The following is a 24,696-nucleotide window of genomic DNA, read 5'->3' as shown; positions in this document are numbered from 1 at the left end:
GACCTTCGCAAGATCCTGAAACGCTTCGAATGTTGGGAAGAGGTCGCGAGGGGGAAGGGCGGACATACCATGTTCTTCCGTACCATAAATGGCGAGCGTAGAGGTTTTCCCATACCCACTTCCAAGAAGGAACTTGAAAAAGCATATCAAAGAGGGATTCGAAAAGCGTTTGGTTTGCGGCTAGAGGATGGCGTCACTGATGAAGAATTCTACGGTGAATAAAAGTTTTTCGGTTGCTCTGTGTGCCGCCACTGTTTTTTCTGCGTGACCTTTCTGTTTCGTTTGTCATGAATTCCCAGCATCGTCTTGATGAATCAGGTTCTTAACCTGAGGCTGGCTTTGCTTCGGATACAGGACAATCCTGTTCCAATTTCTTCACTTCATTGCCGGTGCTGGAACGAAAATCGCAAATTCGCTTGAGAACGCGTTTCACTAGAGCATCTTTCGAGTTGGTTGGCAGGATCTGCCTCGTGGTGAACAGCATTTTAACTAGAACCAGTCCGAAAACCTCTGGAACAGCTGCTTTTCTCAACGTTTGAGAGAGCAACTTCAAGTTTCAGGATCAGTTCTAGAAAAATGCGTTCTTCACGGGCATACGGTAGAGCAATCTGCTCTAAATGGATTCCTGTTCGTCACGAGGAATTACTCTAAATCGAAAAATGCTCTGGGCGACTGTTCGCAATCTTCTTTCAGCAGTCAGTTTGCTTCTGGAAGATTTTTCTCGAAGAAGTCGACGAAGTTTTTGCTCATGATCTTCTCGATGTCTTCGCTGCTGTAACCGCGTGATTCAAGGATATTCGGAATCTTCACCAGATCGGCGATAGTGTCGAGATCGCCGGGGCATTGTTCTTTGCCGAATCCACCATCGAGATCTGTTCCGATTCCGGAATGGTTTGCGTTGCCTGCGAGTTGGCAAACGTGGTCGATGTGGTCGACGACATCTTCAATTTTGACGAGGTCGGCAGAGGTCACTTTCTTCACGTATCCAGGTTTGATCATCCAGTTGTCGAAGGCAGCACCAATGACGGAACCTCGCTCGATCAACGCTTTGATTTGGTCATCGTCGAGTTGGCGATCACCTGGGACGAGTGATCGGCAATTGTGATGGCTTGCCAGCACGGGACCGTTGAAAACGTCAAGTGCCTGCCAGAACGATTCATCTGCAAGGTGCGTGGCATCGAGGAGTAATCCGACCGAGTCCATCTCTTTCAATAGTTGAACTCCATCGTCGGTCAACGGGCCTTCGCTACCGGTTCCGTGACAGTATTCATTTGGTCCATAGTGGCCGGGGCCAACAATTCGTAACCCTGCGTCGAACCATTCACCGGCTTGTGCTGGTTCAAGAATTGGAGGAGCTCCTTCCATGCTGAGGATGTAGCCAATCGGAGGAGCCTCTCCAGTCGGTGACGCGAGATAGTCCCGCCAGAGTTGTGCATGTTCCGCGAGTGCCGCTCGGTCTGGAAGACTTTTTAAGACGCCTTTTCGTTCCATTGAGCGATAGTATGCGAGTTGCCCATGAGCAGCTGCGTATGATGATTCGCGTCCCTGGTAGAACGTGAGTTCTTTGTGTTTGCGGTGCAAACGTGGCAGGAGTGTGGCAATCACGATTCCAATTCCGCCGCGTTCGAGTTCGGGGTAAGAAACCGTGCACGCACCGGGGATGATGCCTTCAAAGTTGTTCTCAAAATCGCGGAGTTCAGCAACCGTTAATTCGAGGTCTCGATTCCACTCGACGGCGTTCCAGGCGAGGTCAAGGTGTGCGTCAAAGATGAGCATGAAACAATCTTTCTCTAGGTCTACATCGACGTTCGTCACGTCGTTTTGAGTTATCGCAAAGCGTCAAAAACACGGGGATGGACTATTTGTTTTTTAAGTGCAGGTCTGCAAAGTCGAGATATTGGGTCCAGTCGAAATCTGTCACATCATGCTTTCCAGATCGAACGTGATAGCCGATGGTCCCGGTCTTCAAAGGTTGATCAACTTCTGGTTGTTCTTCTGGTGGAGCTTCGCCGCCGAGTCCATCAGTTCCGAGAGCGCGGTAGACTGGATCAGCATACTTCGCGGACAGGAACTCACCTTTGGGGTCAGCCCACGTATCTTCGACGGCACTAGCGATGTATACCGGACGTGGTGCAATTGATGCAACGAGCAAGTGTTGATCGACGGGAAGTGCATCTTCGTTATGGTTGTATTTCAAGAAGTTGTCGCAGAACCAATGTGGGAACGATGTGTTAATGCGAGTGACCGATTCTCCGATTCGTCGACGATTGAGTGCAGCCCCGCCGCACCCAGAGTTGTTTGAGATGACCAGTGCAAAACGTTCGTCGTTGGCACCTGCCCAGAGAGATGTTTTTCCGAGTCGTGAATGCCCCATGACTGCGACACGTTCCGCATCGATATCTTTCGTCGTTTCGAAGTAATCGAGCCCGCGACTCAATCCCCAGGCCCAAGCTGCAATGCTACCCCATTCGTCGGGACGAGGTTTTTTCTGTCCTTTTGCATAGTAGTGAGGGTGGACGCCGTTCTGGAATCCATCATCGAAGTCGGGATCAATGTCGCCGTAATAGATTGTCGCGAGTGCGTATCCTCGATCCACGATCATTTCGACAGGCCATCGAGATGCCGCTGTTCCGCGAGTTCTTTCAGTGGCTTTGTGATCAACGTATCCTCGGTCCGACCGGTTTCTCATCCAGTTTTTATTGAGAGTAATCGCCGGGTCGGCATTGATCGAATGATTTCCTCCGAAATTCAACGTCAGGAAAACTGGGACATTTTTCTCCCCTTTCGGGCGATAAATGAGCATTCTCATCTTCAATGGCGGTTCTCCATTGGCGAGTGTGATGTCAACCTCTTCACGGACAGCTTTTCCGTTGAGAGCGTTTTCATCCTGGTTGATGAGTTCAGACTCAAGCACCTTAGGGCCAGGGGGGGCAATTCCGTACATTTCCTTCCCGAAGATCTCCATGATTTCCTCGCGGCGTTCCTCATGCCATTTTCGAGGTGAAACTTTCGTTCCATCGACACGGACGAAGGGGTCTGGAAGTTTGAATTCCGGTATTTTGCTCTCGTCGTAGTTCGGTGCAGGGACTTTTTGTGCGAAGAGGCTACTCGTGCTGAGAACATATAAGATCGCTGCGAACAGCAGGCGGGATCGTCGAATTGTCATTGTCTTTGCTCATTCCAAAAAAAAAATCTTCATTTGCCGACTGCAATGTTGATGAGTCCGCTTCGCTTTTGCCAGTCGACCGGTACAATTCTTTGACGGCTGAACAGTACTGTTGAGTTGAGCAGTGGAGTCCGAGAACCTGTCGGAGTTCACAAGACTCTCGCGAGCGGAATCGATACACTGTTGCCGATGACCTTAAACGGAATGAAACGAAAGTCGATATGACCTCCTGGATTCTTCAGCATTTTCTGAATCCATCATTTTTCTGGCCCGGGATGTTGCTGGTCGCTGCGCCGATCATCATTCATCTTATCAATCGTATGCGGTATCGCCGTGTTCGTTTTGCCGCGATGGAATTTCTCCTTTCCAGCCAGAAAAAAAATCGACGGCGTGTTCTCATCGAACAGTTGCTTTTACTGTTGATGAGGGTCTTAATGGTGTTGATTGTCGTGGCGTTAATCGCTCGACTCATCATTGATCCAAATCAACTCTCACTCTTTCAGGGGGCAAAGTCTCACCATGTCGTCATTCTTGATGACTCCGTTTCAATGCAGGACCGCCTCGCCGAGGGAACAGTCTTTGACGAAGCCAAAGGGGTGATCCGACGACTCGTCGCTGAAGGTGCGAAAACTCCGCGTTCGCAGGTCTTCACGTTGATACTCATGTCCGATCCAGAGAAAACACTCTCCGGGCTGAGCGAAACCGATATCACCGAGGATTTACTCGTCGAACTTTCTGAACGGCTTGATGTCCTCGCTGCGACACATCAAGCGGTTGATCCGGCGAAAGCTTTGCAACGGGCTCAAGAGCGGCTGGCGGAAGATCGCTCTGCCGTTCGACAAATTCATGTGATTTCCGATTTCCGAAACTCAGACTGGATCGATAACAAGTCGGCAGCCAGCGTTCTCACTTCGCTGAGTAAAGCCAATATCAAACTGAATCTGGTGAAATGTGCATCCGAGAGTCACGAAAATTTAAGCGTGACAGAACTTGGGGGCCGAGTTGAAGTCGCAGCTGCTGGGGTGCCTGTGACTCTCGAAGCAACAATTCGCAACTGGGGGACACGAGTCGCAGAAGATGTCCGAGCGGATCTTTTCATCAATGGAAGCCGACTCCCCCGTACAATCGATTTTCAGACCATTCCCGCTGGAGAATCGATCACTCGATCCTTTGATGTTGTTTTTCCGACTGCCGAACCACATCAGGTCAAGCTGACGATTCGGGAAGATTCGCTCGAAGCCGATAATCAGCGTTTTCTGGCGATTGATGTTCCAGAACAGAATCCAGTCCTCATCATTGATGGCTCTCCCGCGACAGAACAGGCGTTCTATGTTGCGGATGCCTTGGCAGCCAATACGTCAGTCACTGGTTTTGCGACGAGCATTCAAACTCCGGAAGATCTCAGACGGACACCGCTTGAAAATTACGATCTCGTCTATCTCATCAATGTCCCGGAACTCGCACCCGACGCGGTCGCTGCTTTGGAAGATTATGTTCAAGGAGGAGGGGGGCTGGTCTGGTACTTGGGCGATGCGGTCCGTCCAGCGTTTTACAATGAGAAAGTTTTCAATCCTGAAAGTGGTCTGTTTCCTGTCCGGATTGGAGCTGCTCCTCGACTCACTGATCGACCGGTCTCAGCAGCGACTGTTCAGCCAGATTTGGTTCCAGGTGATCACCCGATTTTTAAATTGTTCTCGAATGTCGACGTTCCAATCTACGACTTAATCTTTGTCAATCTCGCCTATCCGCTCGCAGAGAAGTTGGAATCACAGGCGAACATCACCAAGGATGTCAACGTTTTAGCGACGCTCCGTCAGGATCAGCCGCTCATTTTGGAGCACCAATATGGAAAAGGGAAGATCGTTACCTGTTTGACAGCTGCTGGTCCGCTGATGAACCCAGAAGGAGTCATCTGGACAAACTGGGCAAACGGTCCAGGGAGTTTCAGCTTTGCGGTTTTCCAACTTGAACTTGCCAAGCATCTTGTTCGTTCTGATCGAACACTTCCCCAGTTGGAGTCAGGGAAGCCGCTCGCTATCAATCTGAATCAGGCGTTCTATGCACCAGATGTTGAAGTGATCTCACCGAATGACCAAATCAACCGTATTCAGGCAACTCCTTCATCCAGCGAAGACGATGGTGAAGAAGGTGCAGCGGATGTTCCGACGATTGATGTCGTCTATAAGGAAACAGACCAGCCGGGTATTTATGAATTGGTGCTCAGCACGACAGAACAACAACGCGAGCGTCGGTTATACGCAGTAAATGTTCCTGCTGACGAAGGATCGCTGGCGATCATGAATGATGAGGCTTTACTTCAGGAGCTTGGACCAGATGTCGACATCGAAATTCAGCAAGCCGGCTCCTTCGACTGGATTCGTAACGAATCCCCCGGCTCTGAAGTTCGCTGGCTACTTTTGATCGTCCTCGCACTTCTTTGCATTGCCGAACCGATGCTGGCATCCCGCTTGAGTTACGTCACCTAGTGCAGTCGACTCATCGTAGCCCGGGACCATTGTCCCGGACGGGTAATACCAGTTTGCTGCCACCGCATACCCGTGAGGAATGTGTTTATCTCATGAAATTGCTGTTCGCCACGAGGGAAGCCCTGAACACCAATTCGAGAAGATGCTTCAGACTGGACTGACGGGACAATGGTCCCGTGCTGCAATCGTCTCGTACGCCAGAGGTCCCGAACCACATCAGCTGAGTCCTTCGTGCTCGCTTAGCAGTTCCATAGTTTGGTGAACTTTTTTGAAATCACTTTTCGCGGACGATCTCTATTCAGTTCTCCAGTGAACTGAGAAGAAAGTCTTAAAATCCAGCCGCTCCGGTGTCCGGGCGACGCCGGTCGACGCCGCCGGTCAAGATATTCCGCTTCGGGTCAACCACGATAATATGAGCAGAACCTTGGCGGTCGGATGATTTCAGTTTGTGACCTTGCTCCTTGAGGATGCTCAAAGTGTCGGGTGAGAAGCGTTGCTCCTCGAATTGAATTCGATCCGGAAACCACTGGTGATGAAATCGCCCTGAGTCGACTGCTGTTTGAGCATCCATTTTGTGGTCAACCACATTCACAATGGTTTGCAAAACGGTGTTGATAATTGTTCGTCCACCCGGTGAGCCGGTGACCATGAAGAGTTCCCCATCTTTCGCAACAATCGTGGGCGTCATGCTGGAGAGCATCCGTTTTCCCGGTTCAGTGAGATTCGGTTTTGTCCCGATGAGGCCGGTCTCTGTCGTCAATCCTGGGGAAGGATTGAAATCTCCCATTTCATTATTCAGCAGAAAGCCGCCTCCAGTCACAACAATTCCAGATCCGTAACTGTTCTCTAATGTATATGTCAGAGAGACTGCGTTACGGTCTTGGTCGACGATTGAAAAATGTGTGGTCTCGGTACTTTCGTGAGGCCATTCAAATCCAGTAAGCGACGATTTAGTCGCTTTCTCCAAATCGATCTGTTGTCGAAGTTCAAGAGCGAACCCTTTGGAAGTGAGCGTGGCGATCGGCATTTCGGGGTTTGCTTCCGGGTCACCCAAATGTAGAGCCCGGTTGCGATACGCACGTCGCATGGCTTCCGTCATCAGGTGAATTGTTTTCGCTGAGCCGAACTGGCTTTCCTCTAAGTCGAAGCCTTCCAGAATGTTCAACATCTGCACGAGAGTGATTCCTCCTGAACTTGGAGGAGGCATCGAGATGATGTCGTGTCCCCGGTATGTCCCGACGATGGGGGCTCGCTGCACGGGTTCATAGTTTGCGAGATCGTCTTTCGTCATGATCCCGCCGTTGTTCGCCATTTCCGCAGCCAGGAGTTCTGCTGTTTTGCCTCGATAGAATCCATCAGGTCCCTCTTTGGCAATGCGTTCGAGCGTTTTTGCCAAGTCTTCCTGCTTGAGCAGATCGCCCGGTTGGTAAGGTTTTCCATTTTTCGTGAACTGAGCCATCGACGCCGGGTAGGGGCGGAAGCGTTCGATTCGCGATTCCAGGTCGTAAGCCAGACCGTGAGAAACGGGAAAGCCATTACGAGCCAGATCAATCGCGGGTTGGACAAGACGCTCCCAAGGGAGAGATCCATATTCTTTCCAGGCCATGTGTAAGCCAGCGACAGTCCCAGGGACTCCAACAGCTAGGTGGCTGTAGTGGTGCTTCGTCGAATCGTATTCGCCATTCTCGTCGAGCCACATTTTTGCGTGGGCGGCTGCAGGTGCTTTCTCGCGAAAGTCAAAGGTCGTCGGTGCTCCTGAGTTTGGTCGATAGACCAGAAATCCTCCGCCTCCGATGTTTCCTGCAGATGGGTGTGTTACAGCGAGAACAAACGCGGTGGTCACAGCGGCGTCTATGGCATTTCCACCCTCTTTCAAAACCGCAGCTCCAGCATCTGAGGAGGCTTGCGTTTGTGAAACGACCATCGCTTGCGTTGCGTACTGTGGAGTACTTCCCGCGTAAGAAGGTGCGGAAAGTGAGAGCAACAAACCCAGGATCAGAGGCAATGACTTATTCAAGTGAGTATTCCTCATGGAGAATGGTTGAGAATTCAGAATGAAACTGATTGTAGGCGAGAAGACCATCACGGAAAATTTTGAATGGCTGCACAATGGCAATCAAGCCTCGCGAGTGCGTCCGTTTTCGTGCTCCGTTTTACTGTCTGTACGTGTTGAATTGTATCATAGCACTTCACAGAGCAAGGTCATTGCTCAGCAAGTATCCGGGCTGCGTTCTCAAAGAGAATTGCTTTGCTACGGAAATTTCCTAACTCGGATTCCTGCATCTTGAGGAGTGAAGATTCAAGGTAGAAGAACGGAAAGTGGGAGCCGAACAGAAGCTTCTCAACCGGGATCGTCTTCAGAATTTTTTCGACTCCGCCAATCCCTTCCAGCATGGAGATTTCAAACGAGACATCTCCAGCATTCGCCAAATTGACCAGCGATGCCCCTCTGAGCGTTCGAAGTGAATTCAACAGAATCATCTTCAGCTGCGGGCGTTGTTTCAGTTGATCTGCAAGAGGAGAGGAGTCGACAGTTTTGACTTGCATGAGTGGGTGGTGCGTTCGCTCGTCTTCCATTTTCAGTGCAATTTGAACAATCAGTTTTCGCTCTCCTGACAGGTCGAGCAGCTCCTCAAACTTTGGATCATCAAGCGTGTAACCATGGTAATTCGGGTGTAAGCGAATCACTTTCATTCCGTGCTGTTCATGGCATCGTCGAAGATCATCCTGCCACGCAGGGAGAGTCGGGTTCACTGATCCGACCGGGAGCAACAGGCCGTCTCCGTAAGTTTGGCAGTCTTCGACGAGCCTTTGATTGACAGCGGCGATATCCTTGTGCAGCAACCCATCAAAGCTGCCGGCCCAGGCACTTGTCACTTTAGAGTTGCGGAGTTTACGTACAAGTTGAGCCGGTTCGTCATACGGAAGTCGGCGAAACGGCCAGCGGGAAAGATTGACATTCACGTCGGTGATCACAACGTCACCCCTTTCGCTTTGAGTATCGGGGTCATCATTTCTCGCAGGTTTTTCCCGAAAATTCGCTCTTTGGCTGCGTCAGAAATTTGGGCTCCATACACCTTGGCGAGTTGCGAACTCAGACTTCTGCCACCGATGTCACTTCCATAGATAACACGTTCCGCGCCGAGTTCACGTACTCCCATTTCGACAATCCCGGCTGTCGGGTCGAATCCTCCAATCCCAATTGAAACATTCGGGGAGTCTCGAACCGCTCTGATCCCGCGTTCCCAGTCGCCTCCGCTATGCCCACAAATGATCGGGACCTCGGGGTTTCGTTTGGCGAGCTTGGCAAGGTCTTCGGGAGTTGATTCTCCGTCAAGATTACCGGTCACTTTGCTCCAGGTATGTTGAAAAATGATTCCGTTGAGTTCTGCTGTTCGCTGAACAATGGCATCCAGTTCTTCATCGCGACAACGTCGCGAAACCCACATCTTAATCCCCACCAGCGGACCGTTGGCGATGCAGCGGTCAATCTCAGCGAGTGATTCTTCAACGTACTGGGCATTGAGATAAGCAAAGCCGAACGCCCGGTCATGCCAGTGGCTGAGGCCTTGAATCACCTGATCGTTCTGCTTCCGAAATTCGTCTGGGTCGGGAGTCGTCGACCAAGGCCAACCCATGAAGAAGACCAATCGTTGGACGTTCATCCGGTCTGCATATTCGATCAGCTTCGGGAGACGTTCGTCAACGGTTTTCCCTTCGACACCTGAGAAGTGACAATGCAGATCCCAGATTTCAAATTTCGGTAATTTCATAGATGAACTCGATTCACATCGATTTGAGTGATCATTTTTCTCTTTTAAAGAAATGAGTAAACAATGATTTGCAGGATGAGGGCCAGCGATGCTCCTAACTTCAGATTTTCATCCCAGCGTTTTGCTCCCCCTTCGGGAGTTGTTTCACTCTCCGGAAGCCGGAGGACCCAGATTAACAAAGCAACTAACGTCCCGACAAACAGCAGGCGCACACCCCACATCGGGATCATCTGGAGTGCTTCGCGAACGATCTGACCAATGTAATGCAGTGGGCTCATGAGTTGGTCTCCTCAGCTGCAGTCGATAGGCCAGCCGCAGCCGAAAAATCAGTTTTGTCGAGCGACTTCGCTCGATGGAAGACGTACTTTAACTTCACGTCACTTTCGATGGGGGTAATCAAGCTGATCAAAACTAAAAGGAATGCAGTCACCAGAAATGCCCAGACTGAGAAGTACAAGAACGGTTCCTGAATACGAAAAAGAGGTTCCCATCCGAGTGCATCCGTGACAGCTTCCTGACTGAGAATGTAGAGCGAAATCGACGTCGCAATTCCGCAGAGTAATGCGATGAATGCGGCCTTTCCGGTCGCCCGTTTCCATAGCATTCCAAACAGCAACACGGCGAAGGCCGGTCCTTGGAAGAAGGCCATTAAAGTTTGGAAGATTGCATAAATTCCAGAGTTTTCACTTGCTAGTGTGAGCAGGAATGCAAAGATCACCGCCCAGAGCACTAAAGCCAACGTTGTCACTCTTCCAATCGTTAACAGCTGTTCGTCCGTAACGTTTCGATTCACAAATCGTTTGTAAAGATCGTTTGAAACAATCGTCGCTGAAGAGTTTAAATAAGAATCGACACTGGACATTAACGCCGCCAAAAACGCCGCGACGAAGAGCCCACGCAAACCGACCGGAAGCAGCCTGTTCACTAAACTCGGAATCGCGGTATCTCCGCTTTCCAAATCGGGTATCAAGGCCATCGCGACCAAGCCTGGGACGGCGACGATAATCGGAATGATGTTCTTTAGCAGGGCTCCCCAGATGTAAGAGGCTTTCGCTTCGAAGTCACTTTTCGCTCCGAGTGAACGTTGAACGATCGCTTGATTTCCAATCCAGTACGCCGGACTCAGAATTAAGGCCAGTCCAAAATAAATCCCCGTCCAGGGAAATGGTGAGGTTGTGTCTGCTGGAAGGAGTAACGAAGTTCGCTCGAGAGGCCGGTCTGCTGGCGGAGATTCCTCGTTTGTTTCCGGTTCGTTTTCACCCCGAGCTTCCTCCATTTGGCGAGCTTCGACCTCTGCGAGTCGAGTCTGAAGTTCTTCAAAGCCGCCGACTTCGATGATGCCCAGCACCAGGACCAGCAGGCATCCTATGATCATTACCGTACATTGAATCATGTCGGTGTAAACAACCGCAGCTAACCCACCGACGCACGTGTATGCGCCCACAAGGACTGCTGTCACCAAGATGCACAGCGGCTCATTCCAGCCAAAAACTGCCGACATCATTTTTGCGGAGGCCAGCAACATGATTCCCAGATTGCAGGCCATAAACAGCAGCCAACAGATGGCCATGACCGTACGCACCCCCACATTGTACCGGCGTTCCAGATACTCGGGGATCGTGAAAACACCTGTTCGATAAAAGAATGGAATAAACAGAAATGCCCCGATGATCATAGCGGGGATGCAGCCGATCCATTCAAAATTTGCCACGGCGAGGCCATGTGTGTAGGCCGCTCCACCGACACCAATGATGTCAGTCCCACCGATATCGGTCGCGACGAGCGACATGCCAATCGCCCACCAGGGAAGTTGTCGCCCACCTAGAAAGAATTCTGAACCGGTCTTCATCTTCCGGCCAATTGCAACACCGATTCCAATCGTCCCCGCAAGGTACAGAAGGGTGACAATATAATCTGGCGTGGTCAGATGACTGGTCGCAGCGAGTGTCAAAGTTGTCGTCCTCTATAATAGGCCTGAATCAGTTCAGTGAATCGCGTCCAAGTCTAAGTTGTGTCACAATAAGCAATCAATCGTCCTTGAGTGTTGAAGGAAGAAACATGCGCAATTTCTGGCTTGTTTTCACACTTGTTGTAGCTGCCCATCCCGCTGTGGCTGCTGAACGATTGTTGCAGCCTACCGATAACCTCAACAAGATTCTCGGGGCCGCCTCTCCGGGAGACCGCTTCAAGTTGAAAAACGGAGTCTGGGAGAACGCTGAAATCCGCTTTGCGGCTACGGGGACCTCTGAACGTCCCATACTCGTTGAGGCTGAAACGCCGGGGGAAGTGGTCTTCACTGGAGAGTCGAAGTTTGAGTTCGGTGGGGAACACATTGTGGTGCGCGGCTTCCATTTCAAGGATGTCACCACTCCGGTTCACATTCTCGCGACACGACGCAGCAGTAAAGAACTTGCGCACAATTGTCGTGTCACCGAATGTTCCTTCACAAACACTTTGCCTTCGCCTGAGAAGAAAGAGCAGAAATGGCTATCGCTTTATGGAACGCACAATCGTGTTGACCATTGTCATTTTTCAGGCAAAGAATCAGACGGCCCGACGCTCGTCGTCTGGGTGGCAGCTCGCCCAAATCACAATCGTATCGACCATAACTACTTTGGGCATCGAAGGCCGCTTGGCCGGAATGGCGGGGAAACCATCCGTATTGGGACTAGCCATGTCTCCATGAGTGAATCCTTGACAATAGTCGAGCAAAACTTGTTTGAAGAATGTGACGGCGAAGCTGAAATCATTTCGAATAAGTCTTGTGGGAACATCTATCGGGAGAACACATTCCGTCGTTGCTCAGGAACACTCACGTTGCGGCATGGAAACCGCTGTCGAGTCGAAGAGAATTTCTTTTTGGGCGAAGGAGCACGTGGGACCGGGGGAGTGCGCATCATTGGCGAAGATCACATTGTCATTAACAACTACTTCTCGAATCTGAAAGGAGATGACGAACGAAGTGCCTTGTGCATGATGAACGGTTTGGAGAATTCTCCTCTGCATGGTTATTACCAGGTCAAGAATCCCATCGTTGCATTCAATACGTTTGTCGATTGCAAAGTCACTTTCTCGATTGGTGTCGGAGGATCAAAGAAGCAAAGAGAGCCACCAGTAAATTCCTTGATCACCAACAATATTCTGGTCGGCAAGAAAGATCTGGTGGTGATTCATCCCTTCGGGAAGCCGGTCGAGTCTCGATATGCCGACAACCTGGAAGCCGAAACGATTGCGGAGATCTTATTTCAACTCGACGATTCAAAAATCTCGCGACCAACCTTGAACAGTCCTGCGATCGCTGCAGCCTCACCGTTGTGGGGCGAAATTCAACGAGACATCGACGGAGTCGATCGGGGGCAGAAGCCTTACGACATCGGTTGCGATGAGTTCGGGAACCAAACCAGACCGCCACTCACCCAAAAAGATGTCGGGCCAAGTTGGATTACGAACTGAGAAGATTGCATTAGAGCAGTTTGCTCTACCATGTGCCCGTGAAGAATGAGTTTCTCGAATGAGATTGCTGTTCGCCACGAGGCAGAACTTGAACACTCATTCGAAAGATGCTTTAGCTGAGGACTCGGTTGCTCATGAATCGTATCGTAAAGAATATTTTGGCGATCGTTGTCGGTTTTCTGATTGGCAGTATCGTGAATATAGGGTTGGTCAACTTGGGGATGGCAATCGTTCCACTTCCCGATGGTGCGGATGTTTCCACAATGGAAGGTGTACGTGAGAGTATGAAGCTGCTCACGCCAATGAATTTCGTTTTTCCATTTCTGGCTCACGCCCTCGGGACTCTCGCCGGTGCATATACCGCCGCCAGGATGGCAGCCAGCTTCCAAATGCTCATTGCTATCGGCATTGGCCTTTTCTTTCTCATGGGCGGGATCATGATGGTCGTCATGTGCGGCGGGCCAATTTGGTTCATCGCATCTGACCTGCTACTCGCTTATCTCCCCATGAGTTTTCTGGGAGCGATTCTTGCTCGTAAAACGAAGCCTCTCACTCCAGAACAACACGATCCAAGCTAAAGCATCTTTCGAATTGGTTTGCAGGATCTGCCTCGTGGCGAACAGCATTTTTGCTAGAGAAATGAATTCTTCACGGGCAAACGGTAGAGCAAACTACTCTAGAAAATGCTCTGGTGCAGCGAGTTGTTCTCTGGATGAGAGTTTCGTTGCTTAACTTAAGCGAATGGAACCGAATGCCTCAAAGTGTAGATAGCTCTGCAGGTGGTCGGCCTCGATGACCATGGCTGATTTCTCCTCTTTAGGAGGGGGATTCAACTTGTCATAGACTTTGTTTGCAGTCATGGCAGCGAGAACACAGGACACAAAAAAGCCGATGATCGCGACAATGATGATTCCTTTGGGAATGCTGCGGTTGCCTTGGAGTTCCTTGCGGGTTCCGAGGTAGATCAACGCAGCTGCCAAGGCGGGAATTCCAAGAACCGTCAATGCCTGAGCAATCGTGATGAGGTTGACAGTGCTGCCCTCTTTGGCCAGCGAGGCAATCGCGACGGACATGCCGACGAGTAACGCGGTGGCTGTCATGTGCAGAGGCCATTTGTCTTTCAGGCTCGCACCTTTTCCAAGCGAGTCGGACATGACTGTTCCACCGATCATGGCATTGACCAGGAACGAACTCAGAGCACCAGCCAGAATCCCAAGGCAGAAGATGTACTTCGCTGCGGCGCCGAATAAAGGTTCCAATTGGCGAGCAACATCGCCCACTGATGACAATGCAACTGGATTGGGGTGCGCGTAAAAGACACGCCAGGATGTCAGCAGAATCATGGCTGTAATACACCCGAGCAGAGAGATACTGAAGATGGAATCTGTAAATGCCGCTCGTGCGTCATCTGGTCCCCAACCTTTTTCTTTCGCGAGATACGCTTGGTAAAACGCTCCTCCGACCGAAAAGGTTGTCCCAATCATCCCAAGTAAAGGAAGCCAGTCGAGTGCTTCAGTGGAAGGGACCGGTTCGTAGGCTCTCGGCTTGGTGAAGATGACAAGGAAATTTAGCAGAAACGAAATCGTCATCATCGCCATGAGCAACTTCATCATGTTTTCAACAGATGAGTACAGATCACGAAGAAGATAAAGCACAGCAATAATCGATAAGTTCGCGAGCACAAGAACTGCACAGCGAGCTTTGAAACCGAGTGGGGTGTCACCGAATAACGGTTCGATTCCCCCGATAAGAGCAATGTTGTTGGACGATTGGAAGAACGCAACGAGTGTAAACAGGGTGAGCCCGATCAAGATTGCAACCGGCCGCCCCAGTCGCGATGCCAACTCATCGCACAGGCTCCCCTCGTAAACTGCTCCCAGCCGTGCAGAGAGTGAGACCATCGCAATCATCAAGACTGTTGCCCCGAAGATGACCGGGAGTCCCATAATCCCGAACGTTGCACCGACTTTGGAACTCGTCAAAATCGAACCTGGGCCAAGCACTACCGCTGCGACAATGATCGCTGGGCCAATCGACTTGAAAATGTTTTTCATATTTAACTCAATCAATTCTTCGCTGATAGTGAGTGTTGTTGAGGGGCTTCGAAGTCATTCGGTGAGAGTTTGTAGATTTGAGCAGCGGTTGTCGAGTGACTTTCTTATTTGACTTGTCTCAGATTCTCAGTCGAGTCGCCAGTTTTGGAATTTGTCGGAGGCGCCTCCTCAAATAGGGAGACCGATCGATGGTGCTTCTGGGTCATGAGAAGAGAGGGGAGTCTGTTTGACACTCAAGACCGGAACCCTCTGGTGAGTCACCAGAGGATTCCGGGATCAAAAACGAACAAGGAACGCTCGAAACGTTCACTGTGGAAATGCTCAAAAATGAAAATGACAACTTCCACGTCTTACAGAATTTTAAGACTGCGACGGTTGCCAGTTTTCGTCACCACTCAAAAATTCTGGGAGCCGAGACAAGATGTTGTACATGGCGTCCAGATATTCCCGTGCTTCCGCTGTTGAAAGCACCAATGGAGGAGCGATTCGAATCACGCGACCTGCCAAAGGTCCGAGAACGTGGATGGCATGTCCCGCACCATCGCCATGGTAACAGGCCTCCACGGCAGCCATCGCTACTTCTTCCGGAGTGTGGTCAGCTTTGTCGCTTTTCAAAGCTTGGAATTCAACACCCCAAACCGTTCCTTCACCACGTACGGCAGCTACGGCAGGGAGTTCGGTCAAACGCAACAAGCCTTCTTCCAGAACCGATCCCAATTCCTGACATTCTTCGATGACATTTCCAGCTTCAAATTCATCGAGCGTTGCCAGCACAGCAGCACATCCAAGTGGATGGGCACTCCAGGTGTCCGAACCGTCACCATAGCCCAGCGCCCCGAAGAGATCGGACCGACCGACTGCGGCATCGACGGGAATTCCGTTGCCGAGTCCCTTCCCGAGGAGGACAATGTCTGGCTCAACGCCGTAATGGGAGTAGGCATACATTGAACCGGTGCGTCCAAAGTTCGCTTGAATTTCGTCCAGGATAAATGGAATGTCCCATTCTCGGCAGAAACGTTGCAACAGTTGCAGGTATTCTTTTTGAGGATGGAACGATCCGCCACCACCGAGATATGGCTCAGTGACAACGCAGCAAAGACGTGAACCGAATTCGTTTGCGAGTGCAGTCAGTTCTGCTTCGTATTTCGTCAGATCGAGAGGTTCCCGTCGTTTTTCGACGGAGTAACACTCTTCTTTCGGAAAGCTGATGAATCGCACACGTGGATCACGGTCAGGACTGTTTTCGTTCCCTGTGATCGCTGCGGACAAGCCTTTCTTGCCGTGGAAACCATCGCGAGTGGCGATGATGATGTCTCCCTCTTCGCGGTGCGCCAAAGATGCCCAAAGTGCTTTCTGGACCGCTTCGCTTCCACTGGCTGCCCACAGGACCTGTTCCATCCGGGCTCCGCCAGACTCGGAACGCATGCTTTTGAGAAGCCGTTCGCATGACTCAACTTCTAAAGGAGAGACCGCGTTATAGACAGTCAGAGGAGCCGCGCGAACAAATTGCTCGTCGCTCTCTGAAATTCCATCATGAAGCTTTTGAACCAGCTCTCCATGTCCAAGGTAGTCGTAAAGTCGCTTCCACCAACGTGTCGGGTTGTGTCCCAGGTTAGAAACCAAAACACCCGAGGTGAAATCCATCAGCTTTCGACCTTCAACAGTGTAATGGTAACTGCCCGCGCTGCTTTCGATGACAGCCATGCTGGAAGTGGGCGTTCGCAGGCACCGAGGCTCTGTCGAGACATTGCGTCGACGAAGTTCGTTTGAAGCTGTCTCGCCGTCATGTAGAACGGTCGCTTTTTGATTGATTGATTCAGTCGTCATTAAACTTGACCTTTGTATAAAATTTCTGGTTTGACACTTCCGGGAGAGTACAAAACGAGTCCACCTTCGTCTGTATTGAGATACGCAACAGAATCGGGAGTCCCAGCGGCATGGCGTTCAAGGATCGCTTCCATTGCTTGGACCGCCGCAACAACCTGCCGATCAGCGGAAAGGTCATTGTAATCGTATGCGGAAATTTCTTTCAGCCGTTGACCACGTTCCTCAACTGGGCCACCTAATTCGACATGAGCCACTTCCCGAGCAAATCGCTCGATGACTTCAACGCCGTATCCACGCTGTGATCGTTCGTTCCATGGTTCGAGGAACTCACCGTTGTAGTGGTTATTCATCGAGATTTTCTTAGTGAACGGAGTTTCTCCTTCGATGGTGCATTCAATCCCGCGTTTGCGGCTGTGTCCGTTCCAGAGACCATTGTCGAAACGGAATTGCACTTCTTGTTCAACATAACCTGGGAAGTTGTCGGGAGTCACCCAGCTTGTGTGAATGTCAAACGCGGCCTCGCGTTGATCTTCGTATTCATAAATCAATCGTAATTGCGTGGAGTCCCAGGTTGGACCATCCGCAGGGCCAACGAGTCCACGTTGTCCAGTGCATGTCACACTTTTTAGTTTCCCACCAAATGTGAAGTCAATGAGTTTGATGTAATGGACCGCTACGTAAGTTCCGGGATTTCTCCCTTTGATCCATTCGGCAAATTGACCGCCTGAAATCGATTTCGGCTCAAGCAGTGTGCAGTAACCGTTGTTGACATGGTTCAACTGTCCATCGACAACGAGCGTGCGGAGCTTCTTGTGGTCTGGGTCAAGTAATTTATGGTAGACGACTTTCGCCAACACATTCTTTTCGGTTGCAATCTGTTGAAGTTGATCGAGTTCGTCGAGCGTCAACACTGAGGGCTTCTCAATGATGACATGACATCCCGCTTCAAGAGCAGTTTTTGCTGCCGCAAAGTGGCGGTCATCAGGAGTCGCGACACAGACAAAATCTGGTTTGTCCTGCAGCATCTTCTGGACGGAGTCCGCTCCTGCACAACTTTCGAATTCTGCAAGCCGGCCGCTCGCCCGACCGCGATATGCCTCCGCACGTTTGCCGGTTCGTGTTGCAACTGCGGACAGGGTGACATCACAGGTCGGAAAGGATTGGCCCGTGAGACCTGTTGTCTGAACAGATTCAAAGAAGGGGCGATACGTCTCGTCGAAGATCATCCCCATTCCGACCATGCCTGCTCGCAACAAGTTTCGCGATTGTGTTGTTGACACGATGATTTCCCTTGTTTTACTAATCGAATACACTACAATAATTGAACTCACATTTATTAAGTGCATGCACTTTACCCGGAGGCCTCATGGTCGTCAAGTCATTATTCCATCCTGACCGATATCCGGCTCTTCGTCTCGTTGTGGCTGACGGAGGAGATGCGGAGATGTCGCTGGTGGACAACGTCTACGATCAAATTCTCCTGCAAATCGTCAACGGAGATTTGCCAGGTGGGTCGGAGCTGAAAACAACAAAACTTGCCGAATCGCTCGAAGTCAGCCGGACACCGGTCGCACAGGCTCTCGTCCGTCTCGCAGCTGACGGATTAGTCAGTCAGCACCGTAATCGGAGGGCCACTGTTCGAGAGGCAGCTGAAAACTGGCTGGTTGATGTGCATCAACTCCGACAGCTTGTCGAGCCGCACGCAGCCGCGCGAGCCGCTGGGAACATCGATCCTGATGTCCTTGCCGATCTGGAAATGTTGGCTCGGGAAGCACGACCGAATAAAGAACATGCCTGGGTCGAGGCGGCAGCCTACTTCGATGGCGGTCTGCACCTGACAATTGCAGAATATTGCGACAACCTGCCGATGCGAACAACGATCCGTCAGTGTTGGAGCTACAAACGGGTCTCATATCAAGCAGGGAATGACACTGAGCAGAGCCTTCGACGCGGATTTCGTGAACATACTGCAATCCTCGAAGCCCTGAAATCAGGTGACTCAGCGGGCGCGAAATCGGCTGTCGCCAAGCATCTGGATTCAGCTTCGAAGACTCGCCCCAAATCAAGAATTGTCTAACGCTAACACGGGGACAAGTCTTTGCGTTCTGCCTCGTGGCGAGCAGTCTATGAAGTCAATAAAACGATCTTCTCGGGCACGACAGTCATTGAAAATGCTTCAGAGTTGACCCAATATTTTTCTTTGCGTTCTGCCTCGTGGCGAGCAATATATGAAGTCAAAAAAGCGGTCTTCACGGGCACAAAAATGCCCTAGCGATGGATCGGAAACGTTGGTACGATTTGATTCTGGGAGTTATGTTTTCGCGATGATGAAAACCGTGACGAAAAGCCGTCTGGATGGGTCGATCAGAGTGAGCTTCAGCTCTTTTGCATAAGATTGTGTTGATTCTCAGGCAATTTCAATTCCGGCAAGGGATTTCTTCGGCAAGCGACTGAATAGAGCTTCAATGTCGAATGACCAGGATGATACTGTTTCTTTTGCTCTGATGGGGCAACTGTTGACTGAGTTGGAAGACCGTTGCGATTCCGATTCGGGATTTTCTCTTTTCGAGCTGCTTGATTCGTTCTCTCTTTCCTCGGAGAATCGAGACTTGCTTCAAGAGCTTGTCGTTCATCATTTTCGAATTCTCCAGGAACGAACTCCAGATCTTTTACCCGAGAATTATTTTTCAAGTTATCCAGAGCATCGACAGTACGTTGGTGCGCCTGAAGAACTGTTGAATTCATCTCGGATCAGTGCAGCTTTGTTGGGAGCGTCGGACTCTGGAAGTCGTTTTCCTGACTCCTCGAATAGTTTTTCGGAAGCTGCTGCGATCCCGGAATTTCGGGGCGGACCGTTGGGGCTGTTGCCGGTTTCGATGCAGAAAGCCCTGCATGCTCAAATGCAACCAGCGGTTTTTCATGACGGGCAGAAAATCATTACAGAAGGGGAGGAGGGTGATCTCCTTTATGTCTGTTGTGCTGGCTCCGCGAAAGTGACCATTGTTCAAAATCATACGAAGAACTTACGCATCGGTCGTATCGTTCCGGGACAAGTCTTTGGTGAAATGGCTTTGATGGGAATTCCCTGGAGAACTGCCACGGTCACGGCAGAAGGGGGCGTTGATGTTTTGACACTTAGCAAGCAGGATTTCCACGCTTTGCTTCGCCAGCATCAAGAATTTTCAAATGTGATTACAACTATTATTGGTGAGCGTTTAGGGAACCATCGCCGCGATGCACTCTTCTCAGTGACGTTAGAGGGCTATCAGATCTCGCGGCGCTTAGGGCGAGGTGGGATGGCGGTTGTGTATGATGCAATGTCCGAGGAAACCGGGCAGCGAGTTGCTCTGAAAATGATGAGCCACCGGTTACATGTCGATCAATTGGCAAGGGAGTGGTTCGATCGCGAAGCGCAGCTGATTTCTTCATTCGATCATCCGAACATTCCCCGATTGCTCAAACGGTTTGATGCATTCGCAACTGCGTTTATGGTCATCGAATTCATTGAGGGAGCGTCACTTGCGCAAGTCTTGAAAGAACGTGGTCCATATGACGAAACGTCGGTTCTGCGGATTCTTGCCAATCTGGTTCATGCTCTTGAATATGCTCATTCCGCTGGAATTGTTCATCGCGATGTGAAGCCCGCCAATTGCATGATCGATTTGAAAGGCGATGTGAAGCTGATGGACTTTGGGTTGTCTGTCCCTTTCTTTGCCGGAAAAGACTCGCGTTGTGTGATCGCAGGAACTCCGGCCTACATGTCTCCCGAGCAGTTTCGAGGGGAGATCTGTCCTGAATCGGATTGGTTTTCTCTCGGTTGTGTTGCCTTCGAACTGATGACGGGACAACGTTTATCAAATCCGACAAATCTGTTGACGATGGGACATAACTTTCAGAAATGGGATGTCAGCGTCGTCCTCGCGCAGATCCCCAAAAGTTATCCGACCGCGAAAAAAATTATGCGGTCATTACTGGACATTGCCCCAGGGAACCGAAGCAAGAGCCTCGAAATACTTGAAGAGTTTCGAAAACCGTTGGACGTTTCTGATTGGGACATCAGATCAATGCTTGGCAAGTCATAAAACAGACCGCACACGAGACCAGTTCTCGTGTGCGGTCTGTTAAAATTTCAATCACCGGCCGTTCGGTGAGTTTCCCGCTTCGACCGAATAGAGACTCTATTCGGTCGCCTTGAATTGAACTTCAGAAGTCAACTTTGAAGCAGAGCGTGAAGAACGATGTGTGGGGCTCTATGTCAACTTTTGCATGGAGGCCATGATTCCGTCGGAGTCCAGACCCTGGTAGCCCATTTGCTGCCACAGTCCTCCAGAACCTTCTTTGTGTGTGCCGATGTTATTGTAATTCCCTTTAAATCCACGTTTGAGAAGCTCTGTCCCAAAGCGTGAACCGAGGCCGGTTTTGACATTGAAGGATTCGGCGACGAGGATCGCAGGGGCAGCTGCAAGCTTCGCCATCATTTCTTCGTCATAGACATTCAGTGTTGACTTGCAAATCAATCCGACATCTGTCCCGGCTTCCTTCAGGCGAATGACAGCATCGAGGGCACGATAGGTTGTCTCGCCAAAAGTGACGATGTAACCAGCCGTTCCTTCGCGAATCACATCATCTTTTCCGGGAACGAATTCGTAGTCGTCACCAAAAACTTTGTTGCCTTCTTCGTTCAGTAAATCAGGCACTCCTGAACGAGTCGAGAAAATGAAACGTAGACCTTCCTGGCTGTAGATCGTTTCGAGACATTTTTTGAACTGATGCTGGTCCGCTGGAAAATAGAGACGCGTGTTGTCATGACCTTCCTCTGGAAGCCCGTTGTCACTGAACATGTTGTTCAGCCCGAAGTGACAGGTGTTATCTGCCATGTCGTCGCAACCGGCGTGGCTGAAGTGTGCCAGAACGTTGCTCTGGTTCAATCGTGCCATTGTGATTTCAGAGACGACCATTTCCAGGAACGCAGAGAAAGTTGCGAAGACTCCTTGCTTTCCTCGCTCGTATCCGAAGCCAGCAGCTGCGGAGAAATTCCCACGTTCCATGATGCCGCCGCGAACAAAGACCTCTGGATGTTCAGCACGAATATGATTGAGGCCGCAGCTTCCTTCCAAATCGCAATCGAAAACACGAATCGATTCAATTCGTTGTTCTTCTGGAATTTTATCCAGAATTCCATTCATAATTTTACCGAAGAGGTCACGGTTCTTGCCGATACTGCTTCCATCGGAGCCTTGGTGAGATGGGCCTCCAGGACCTTTTTCAACAGTCGTCAGATATTCAGCAGCTGCGTCTCGACCACGTGATTTTAAGTGATCGATTGCGACAGCGGTTTTAATGACGTCGTGACCATGTGCGCTCCCTTCGAGTCCTTCGATGCCAACGCACATTTTCCGTTTGTTCATCAATGCAACCGGTCCATCGTGTGTGACTGCTTCACACATTCTGGCGTACAGGCTGTCGAGGTCTTCGCCGTCGCCGGTGTTCACTGTCAGTCCGTGACCTTCGAGTGTTTTCGAGACATCAAAACCTTTGAGGTAATCTGATGGATGTCCGGCAATCGTAACGTCGTTGTCATCGACGACGACTTTGACGTTCAGATTTTGAGCGACTGCGAGACGTGCTGCTTCGGCGTCGTTTCCTTCCATCTGTGATCCGTCGGACCCAAGCATGAAGACGACCTGGTTCGGGTTGGCAATCGCCACGCCATTCACAAATGGCCACATATGCCCCAAGCGGCCAGAGCTGAACTTCACGCCCGGAGTAAATCCACGCTCTGGATGACCCGGAAGATGTGACAGATATTCGCGGTAATGGAACAGTTTCTCAATGTCCATGTCCCCTTCCAAAACCGCCATCAGGTACTGAGTCGCAACTCGGTGGCCCGCTTCATCGAAGAAGATCGGCAGCACTTCTGGAGTTCCACCATTTTTAGAATGTTCCATGAAGCCGTGCATGATGAGAGTTTCAGGCACAGTGTCATAAGGCCCCCCTGTATGGCCCCCCAGCCCTTTTGCATCGGCGATGGCAGTGAAGAAGACAATGGCGTCACGGCAAAGCTGAATGTTCTTATCGAGCTGAGATCGTTGCTCGTCGGTGAGAGTCGGATTTTTCGGGTCGAGCGGAACCACTTGGTATTCATGAAGTGGAATTGGGAATTCAGTGGTATCAGTCATCTCTACTTTCTCCAACAAATCAATAAGTTTACGATCAGGCCGTGGAAGCTGTCCTACTTGACATTTGACAACCAGGTGTAAGCGATATGAGCGGCGTTCAGAACTGATCCTGAAACTTGAAATTGCTCTCTCAAACATTGAGGAAAGCGGCTATTCCAAAGGTTTTCGAACGGTTCTGGTTTTGGGCCAAAGTATGAAGTGAATCGAAGAAATTGCAATGCAGTCAGATTCAGCTTATTGAAAACATGGTATCTGTTCGCCTGAGGAGGCCATAGATCCTGCCCACCATCAAAATCTCACACTTTCAGACCGTTCGGCTGGGACAGATCAAATCTTGCCAAGCTGTTGTGGAGCATTTTTCCCGTCTCGTGTCGGTGTTGCGATACTGAAGGCGTCTCGAAACACGTAGCAGCTTCTTGATGAAACGAGTTCGGCGTGGACCCACGGAAGAGCAGTCTGCTCGACTCACTGTCGTAACCGTATTTTGTGAAAGACTTTATGGTGAAGAGTCTGCGGGAGATGCCTTAGAGCCATTCCGCTTCGTCAGCAACGGTTTCTGCAGCGATGGTTTCCGAGGCGATAGCAAGAGATGGCTTTTCGGTTTTCGAATGCGGTGCGGGAACGGAAGGAGAATTGGCGCGATCTGTACGAAATCGTTTCCGTTCGTCTTTAATTGAAGTTGGGTCAAAGCGATGTCCGAAGTATCGCGACTGGGCATCTTCGCTACGGAAAATTTCATCGATATCACCCGTTACCAGAACGCGACCATCAACAATGATATTGCAGCGATCAGTGATGGTTAATGTTTCTCGTTCGCGGTGATCTGTCATCAAAATTGAGATCCCGGAGTCCTGTAGTGCGCCAATGACGTCTTGGATGTCGTTAATTGTTGTGGGATCGATCCCGGTGAATGGTTCGTCGAGCAGAATGATTTTTGGGTTACTTGCCAGACATCTGGCTATTTCCAGGCGGCGGCGTTCTCCCCCGGAAAGGGTTGATGAGACCTGTTTGCGTTTGCCTTCTAATCCGAATTCACCGAGCAGTTCAGTAACGCGATTCTTACGGTCTCGGCTGGAAAGCGGCATGTATTCAAGGATAGCGATCAGGTTTTTTTCCACAGAAAGCTTTGTGAAAATGCTCTGATCCTGCGGCAAGTATCCCATTCCGTGCCGAGCCCGTTTGTACATCGGCCAGTTCGAGACATCTTGCCCATTCAGGAAAACTGTTCCTTTTGTCGGAGCGGTGAGACCACAGGTCATTCGAAATGTGGTTGATTTGCCAGCACCGTTCGGCCCCAAAAGCCCAACGATCTCTCCTGGTTCCACCGAAAAGCTGACTCCATCAACGGCGCGAAAGCCGTTTGGATAAACTTTGACAAGATCACGGCATTCCAGAATCGACATTGAACAATCCTTTGTTCGCAGACAGCCCATTGCTCGGCAGACAGCATCGCCTCACAACTTTCTGGCTGTGACAATACTGCGGAAGTGACCGAATTCACCTGTGAAGTGCTACGGTTTCAGCAGTCTTGTCAGCATATTTTGTAACTTACGACCAACTCGGTTGAAATATAGATGATTTCACTCGTCGGACTCAACATCACGTCCAGCCCCAAATTATCCCCAATTCTCGAATGTAGGTGGGGAGAGGAACGGTTAGTGGCTGAATTGAGTGGGCAACAGCGAGATTGAGGGTTTTCACGTTTGTGCCCCGTACAGAGTGATTAGAAAGTCTTGAACTTTGGAAACTGCCATTTCG

17 protein-coding genes are annotated in these 24,696 nt (G+C 50.5%); 5 read left to right on the top strand and 12 right to left on the bottom strand.

Annotation, left to right across the window (positions count from 1 at the left end):
• Positions 1 to 696: 696 nt before the first annotated feature.
• The gene (locus Mal48_RS12470; RefSeq protein ID WP_145199740.1) at positions 697 to 1,776 is read right to left on the bottom strand and encodes a dipeptidase; all 1,080 of its coding nucleotides are present in this window, start codon (positions 1,774 to 1,776) and stop codon (positions 697 to 699) included.
• A gap of 82 nt (positions 1,777 to 1,858) precedes the next feature.
• Complete coding sequence (locus tag Mal48_RS12465) at positions 1,859 to 3,166, bottom strand: glucuronyl esterase domain-containing protein (protein WP_145199737.1); 1,308 nt, start codon at positions 3,164 to 3,166, stop codon at positions 1,859 to 1,861.
• 221 nt (positions 3,167 to 3,387) lie between these two features.
• Between Mal48_RS12465 and Mal48_RS12460 the strand changes: the two genes are divergently transcribed.
• Positions 3,388 to 5,652, top strand: a complete 2,265-nt coding sequence (locus tag Mal48_RS12460; protein WP_145199734.1) for a BatA domain-containing protein — start codon at positions 3,388 to 3,390, stop codon at positions 5,650 to 5,652.
• Between the two features lie 328 nt (positions 5,653 to 5,980).
• Here the strand turns inward: Mal48_RS12460 and ggt are convergent, their stop codons facing one another.
• The 5 genes from ggt to Mal48_RS12435 form a co-directional block, all read right to left on the bottom strand.
• Positions 5,981 to 7,669, bottom strand: a complete 1,689-nt coding sequence (gene ggt / locus Mal48_RS12455; protein ID WP_197441665.1) for a gamma-glutamyltransferase — start codon at positions 7,667 to 7,669, stop codon at positions 5,981 to 5,983.
• A 185-nt stretch (positions 7,670 to 7,854) separates the two neighbouring features.
• Positions 7,855 to 8,628: an amidohydrolase family protein gene (locus Mal48_RS12450; RefSeq protein WP_145199728.1), complete on the bottom strand. Its 774-nt coding sequence runs from the start codon at positions 8,626 to 8,628 to the stop codon at positions 7,855 to 7,857.
• A complete protein-coding gene (locus tag Mal48_RS12445; RefSeq protein WP_145199725.1) occupies positions 8,625 to 9,425 on the bottom strand; it encodes an amidohydrolase family protein in 801 nt (266 codons plus the stop codon). Before Mal48_RS12445 ends, Mal48_RS12450 begins: the two co-directional genes overlap by 4 nt.
• Positions 9,426 to 9,469: 44 nt before the next feature.
• On the bottom strand, positions 9,470 to 9,703 hold the full coding sequence (locus tag Mal48_RS12440; protein WP_145199722.1) for a hypothetical protein: 234 nt from the start codon (positions 9,701 to 9,703) through the stop codon (positions 9,470 to 9,472).
• Positions 9,700 to 11,376 (bottom strand): sodium:solute symporter family transporter, encoded by a 1,677-nt coding sequence (locus tag Mal48_RS12435; RefSeq protein WP_197441664.1) that lies wholly within the window; start codon positions 11,374 to 11,376, stop codon positions 9,700 to 9,702. The genes Mal48_RS12440 and Mal48_RS12435 overlap by 4 nt, the downstream gene beginning before the upstream one ends.
• A 107-nt stretch (positions 11,377 to 11,483) precedes the next feature.
• Here Mal48_RS12435 and Mal48_RS12430 point away from each other — a divergent pair, with 107 nt between their 5' ends.
• On the top strand, positions 11,484 to 12,878 hold the full coding sequence (locus Mal48_RS12430) for a polysaccharide lyase 6 family protein (protein ID WP_145199719.1): 1,395 nt from the start codon (positions 11,484 to 11,486) through the stop codon (positions 12,876 to 12,878).
• A 134-nt stretch (positions 12,879 to 13,012) separates the two neighbouring features.
• Positions 13,013 to 13,456 (top strand): hypothetical protein, encoded by a 444-nt coding sequence (locus Mal48_RS12425; RefSeq protein ID WP_145199716.1) that lies wholly within the window; start codon positions 13,013 to 13,015, stop codon positions 13,454 to 13,456.
• A gap of 150 nt (positions 13,457 to 13,606) precedes the next feature.
• Here the strand turns inward: Mal48_RS12425 and Mal48_RS12420 are convergent, their stop codons facing one another.
• From Mal48_RS12420 to Mal48_RS12410, 3 genes are all read right to left on the bottom strand, one after another.
• Positions 13,607 to 14,932, bottom strand: coding sequence for an NRAMP family divalent metal transporter (locus tag Mal48_RS12420; protein WP_145199713.1), 1,326 nt, complete (start codon positions 14,930 to 14,932; stop codon positions 13,607 to 13,609).
• 360 nt (positions 14,933 to 15,292) lie between these two features.
• Positions 15,293 to 16,759, bottom strand: a complete 1,467-nt coding sequence (locus Mal48_RS12415) for a class-III pyridoxal-phosphate-dependent aminotransferase (RefSeq protein WP_197441663.1) — start codon at positions 16,757 to 16,759, stop codon at positions 15,293 to 15,295.
• Complete coding sequence (locus Mal48_RS12410) at positions 16,759 to 18,039, bottom strand: Gfo/Idh/MocA family protein (RefSeq protein WP_231739519.1); 1,281 nt, start codon at positions 18,037 to 18,039, stop codon at positions 16,759 to 16,761. Before Mal48_RS12410 ends, Mal48_RS12415 begins: the two co-directional genes overlap by 1 nt.
• Before the next feature lie 86 nt (positions 18,040 to 18,125).
• Here Mal48_RS12410 and Mal48_RS12405 point away from each other — a divergent pair, with 86 nt between their 5' ends.
• Positions 18,126 to 18,836 carry a GntR family transcriptional regulator gene (locus Mal48_RS12405; protein WP_145199710.1) on the top strand — a complete coding sequence of 237 codons (711 nt, stop codon included), beginning with the start codon at positions 18,126 to 18,128 and terminating at the stop codon, positions 18,834 to 18,836.
• A gap of 388 nt (positions 18,837 to 19,224) precedes the next feature.
• On the top strand, positions 19,225 to 20,841 hold the full coding sequence (locus tag Mal48_RS12400; RefSeq protein WP_145199707.1) for a protein kinase domain-containing protein: 1,617 nt from the start codon (positions 19,225 to 19,227) through the stop codon (positions 20,839 to 20,841).
• Positions 20,842 to 21,009: 168 nt separating this feature from the next.
• On the opposite strand, the gene Mal48_RS12395 is transcribed toward Mal48_RS12400, so the two are convergent.
• A complete protein-coding gene (locus Mal48_RS12395) occupies positions 21,010 to 22,938 on the bottom strand; it encodes a transketolase family protein (RefSeq protein WP_145199705.1) in 1,929 nt (642 codons plus the stop codon).
• A 524-nt stretch (positions 22,939 to 23,462) separates the two neighbouring features.
• A complete protein-coding gene (gene lptB, locus Mal48_RS12390; protein ID WP_145199702.1) occupies positions 23,463 to 24,341 on the bottom strand; it encodes an LPS export ABC transporter ATP-binding protein in 879 nt (292 codons plus the stop codon).
• Between the last annotated feature and the right edge of the window lie 355 nt (positions 24,342 to 24,696).

It is taken from the genome of Thalassoglobus polymorphus, assembly GCF_007744255.1.
Taxonomy (GTDB): domain Bacteria; phylum Planctomycetota; class Planctomycetia; order Planctomycetales; family Planctomycetaceae; genus Thalassoglobus; species Thalassoglobus polymorphus.
The sequence above is the reverse complement of the archived record's forward strand: the minus strand, read 5'-3'. Positions and strand labels throughout refer to the sequence as shown.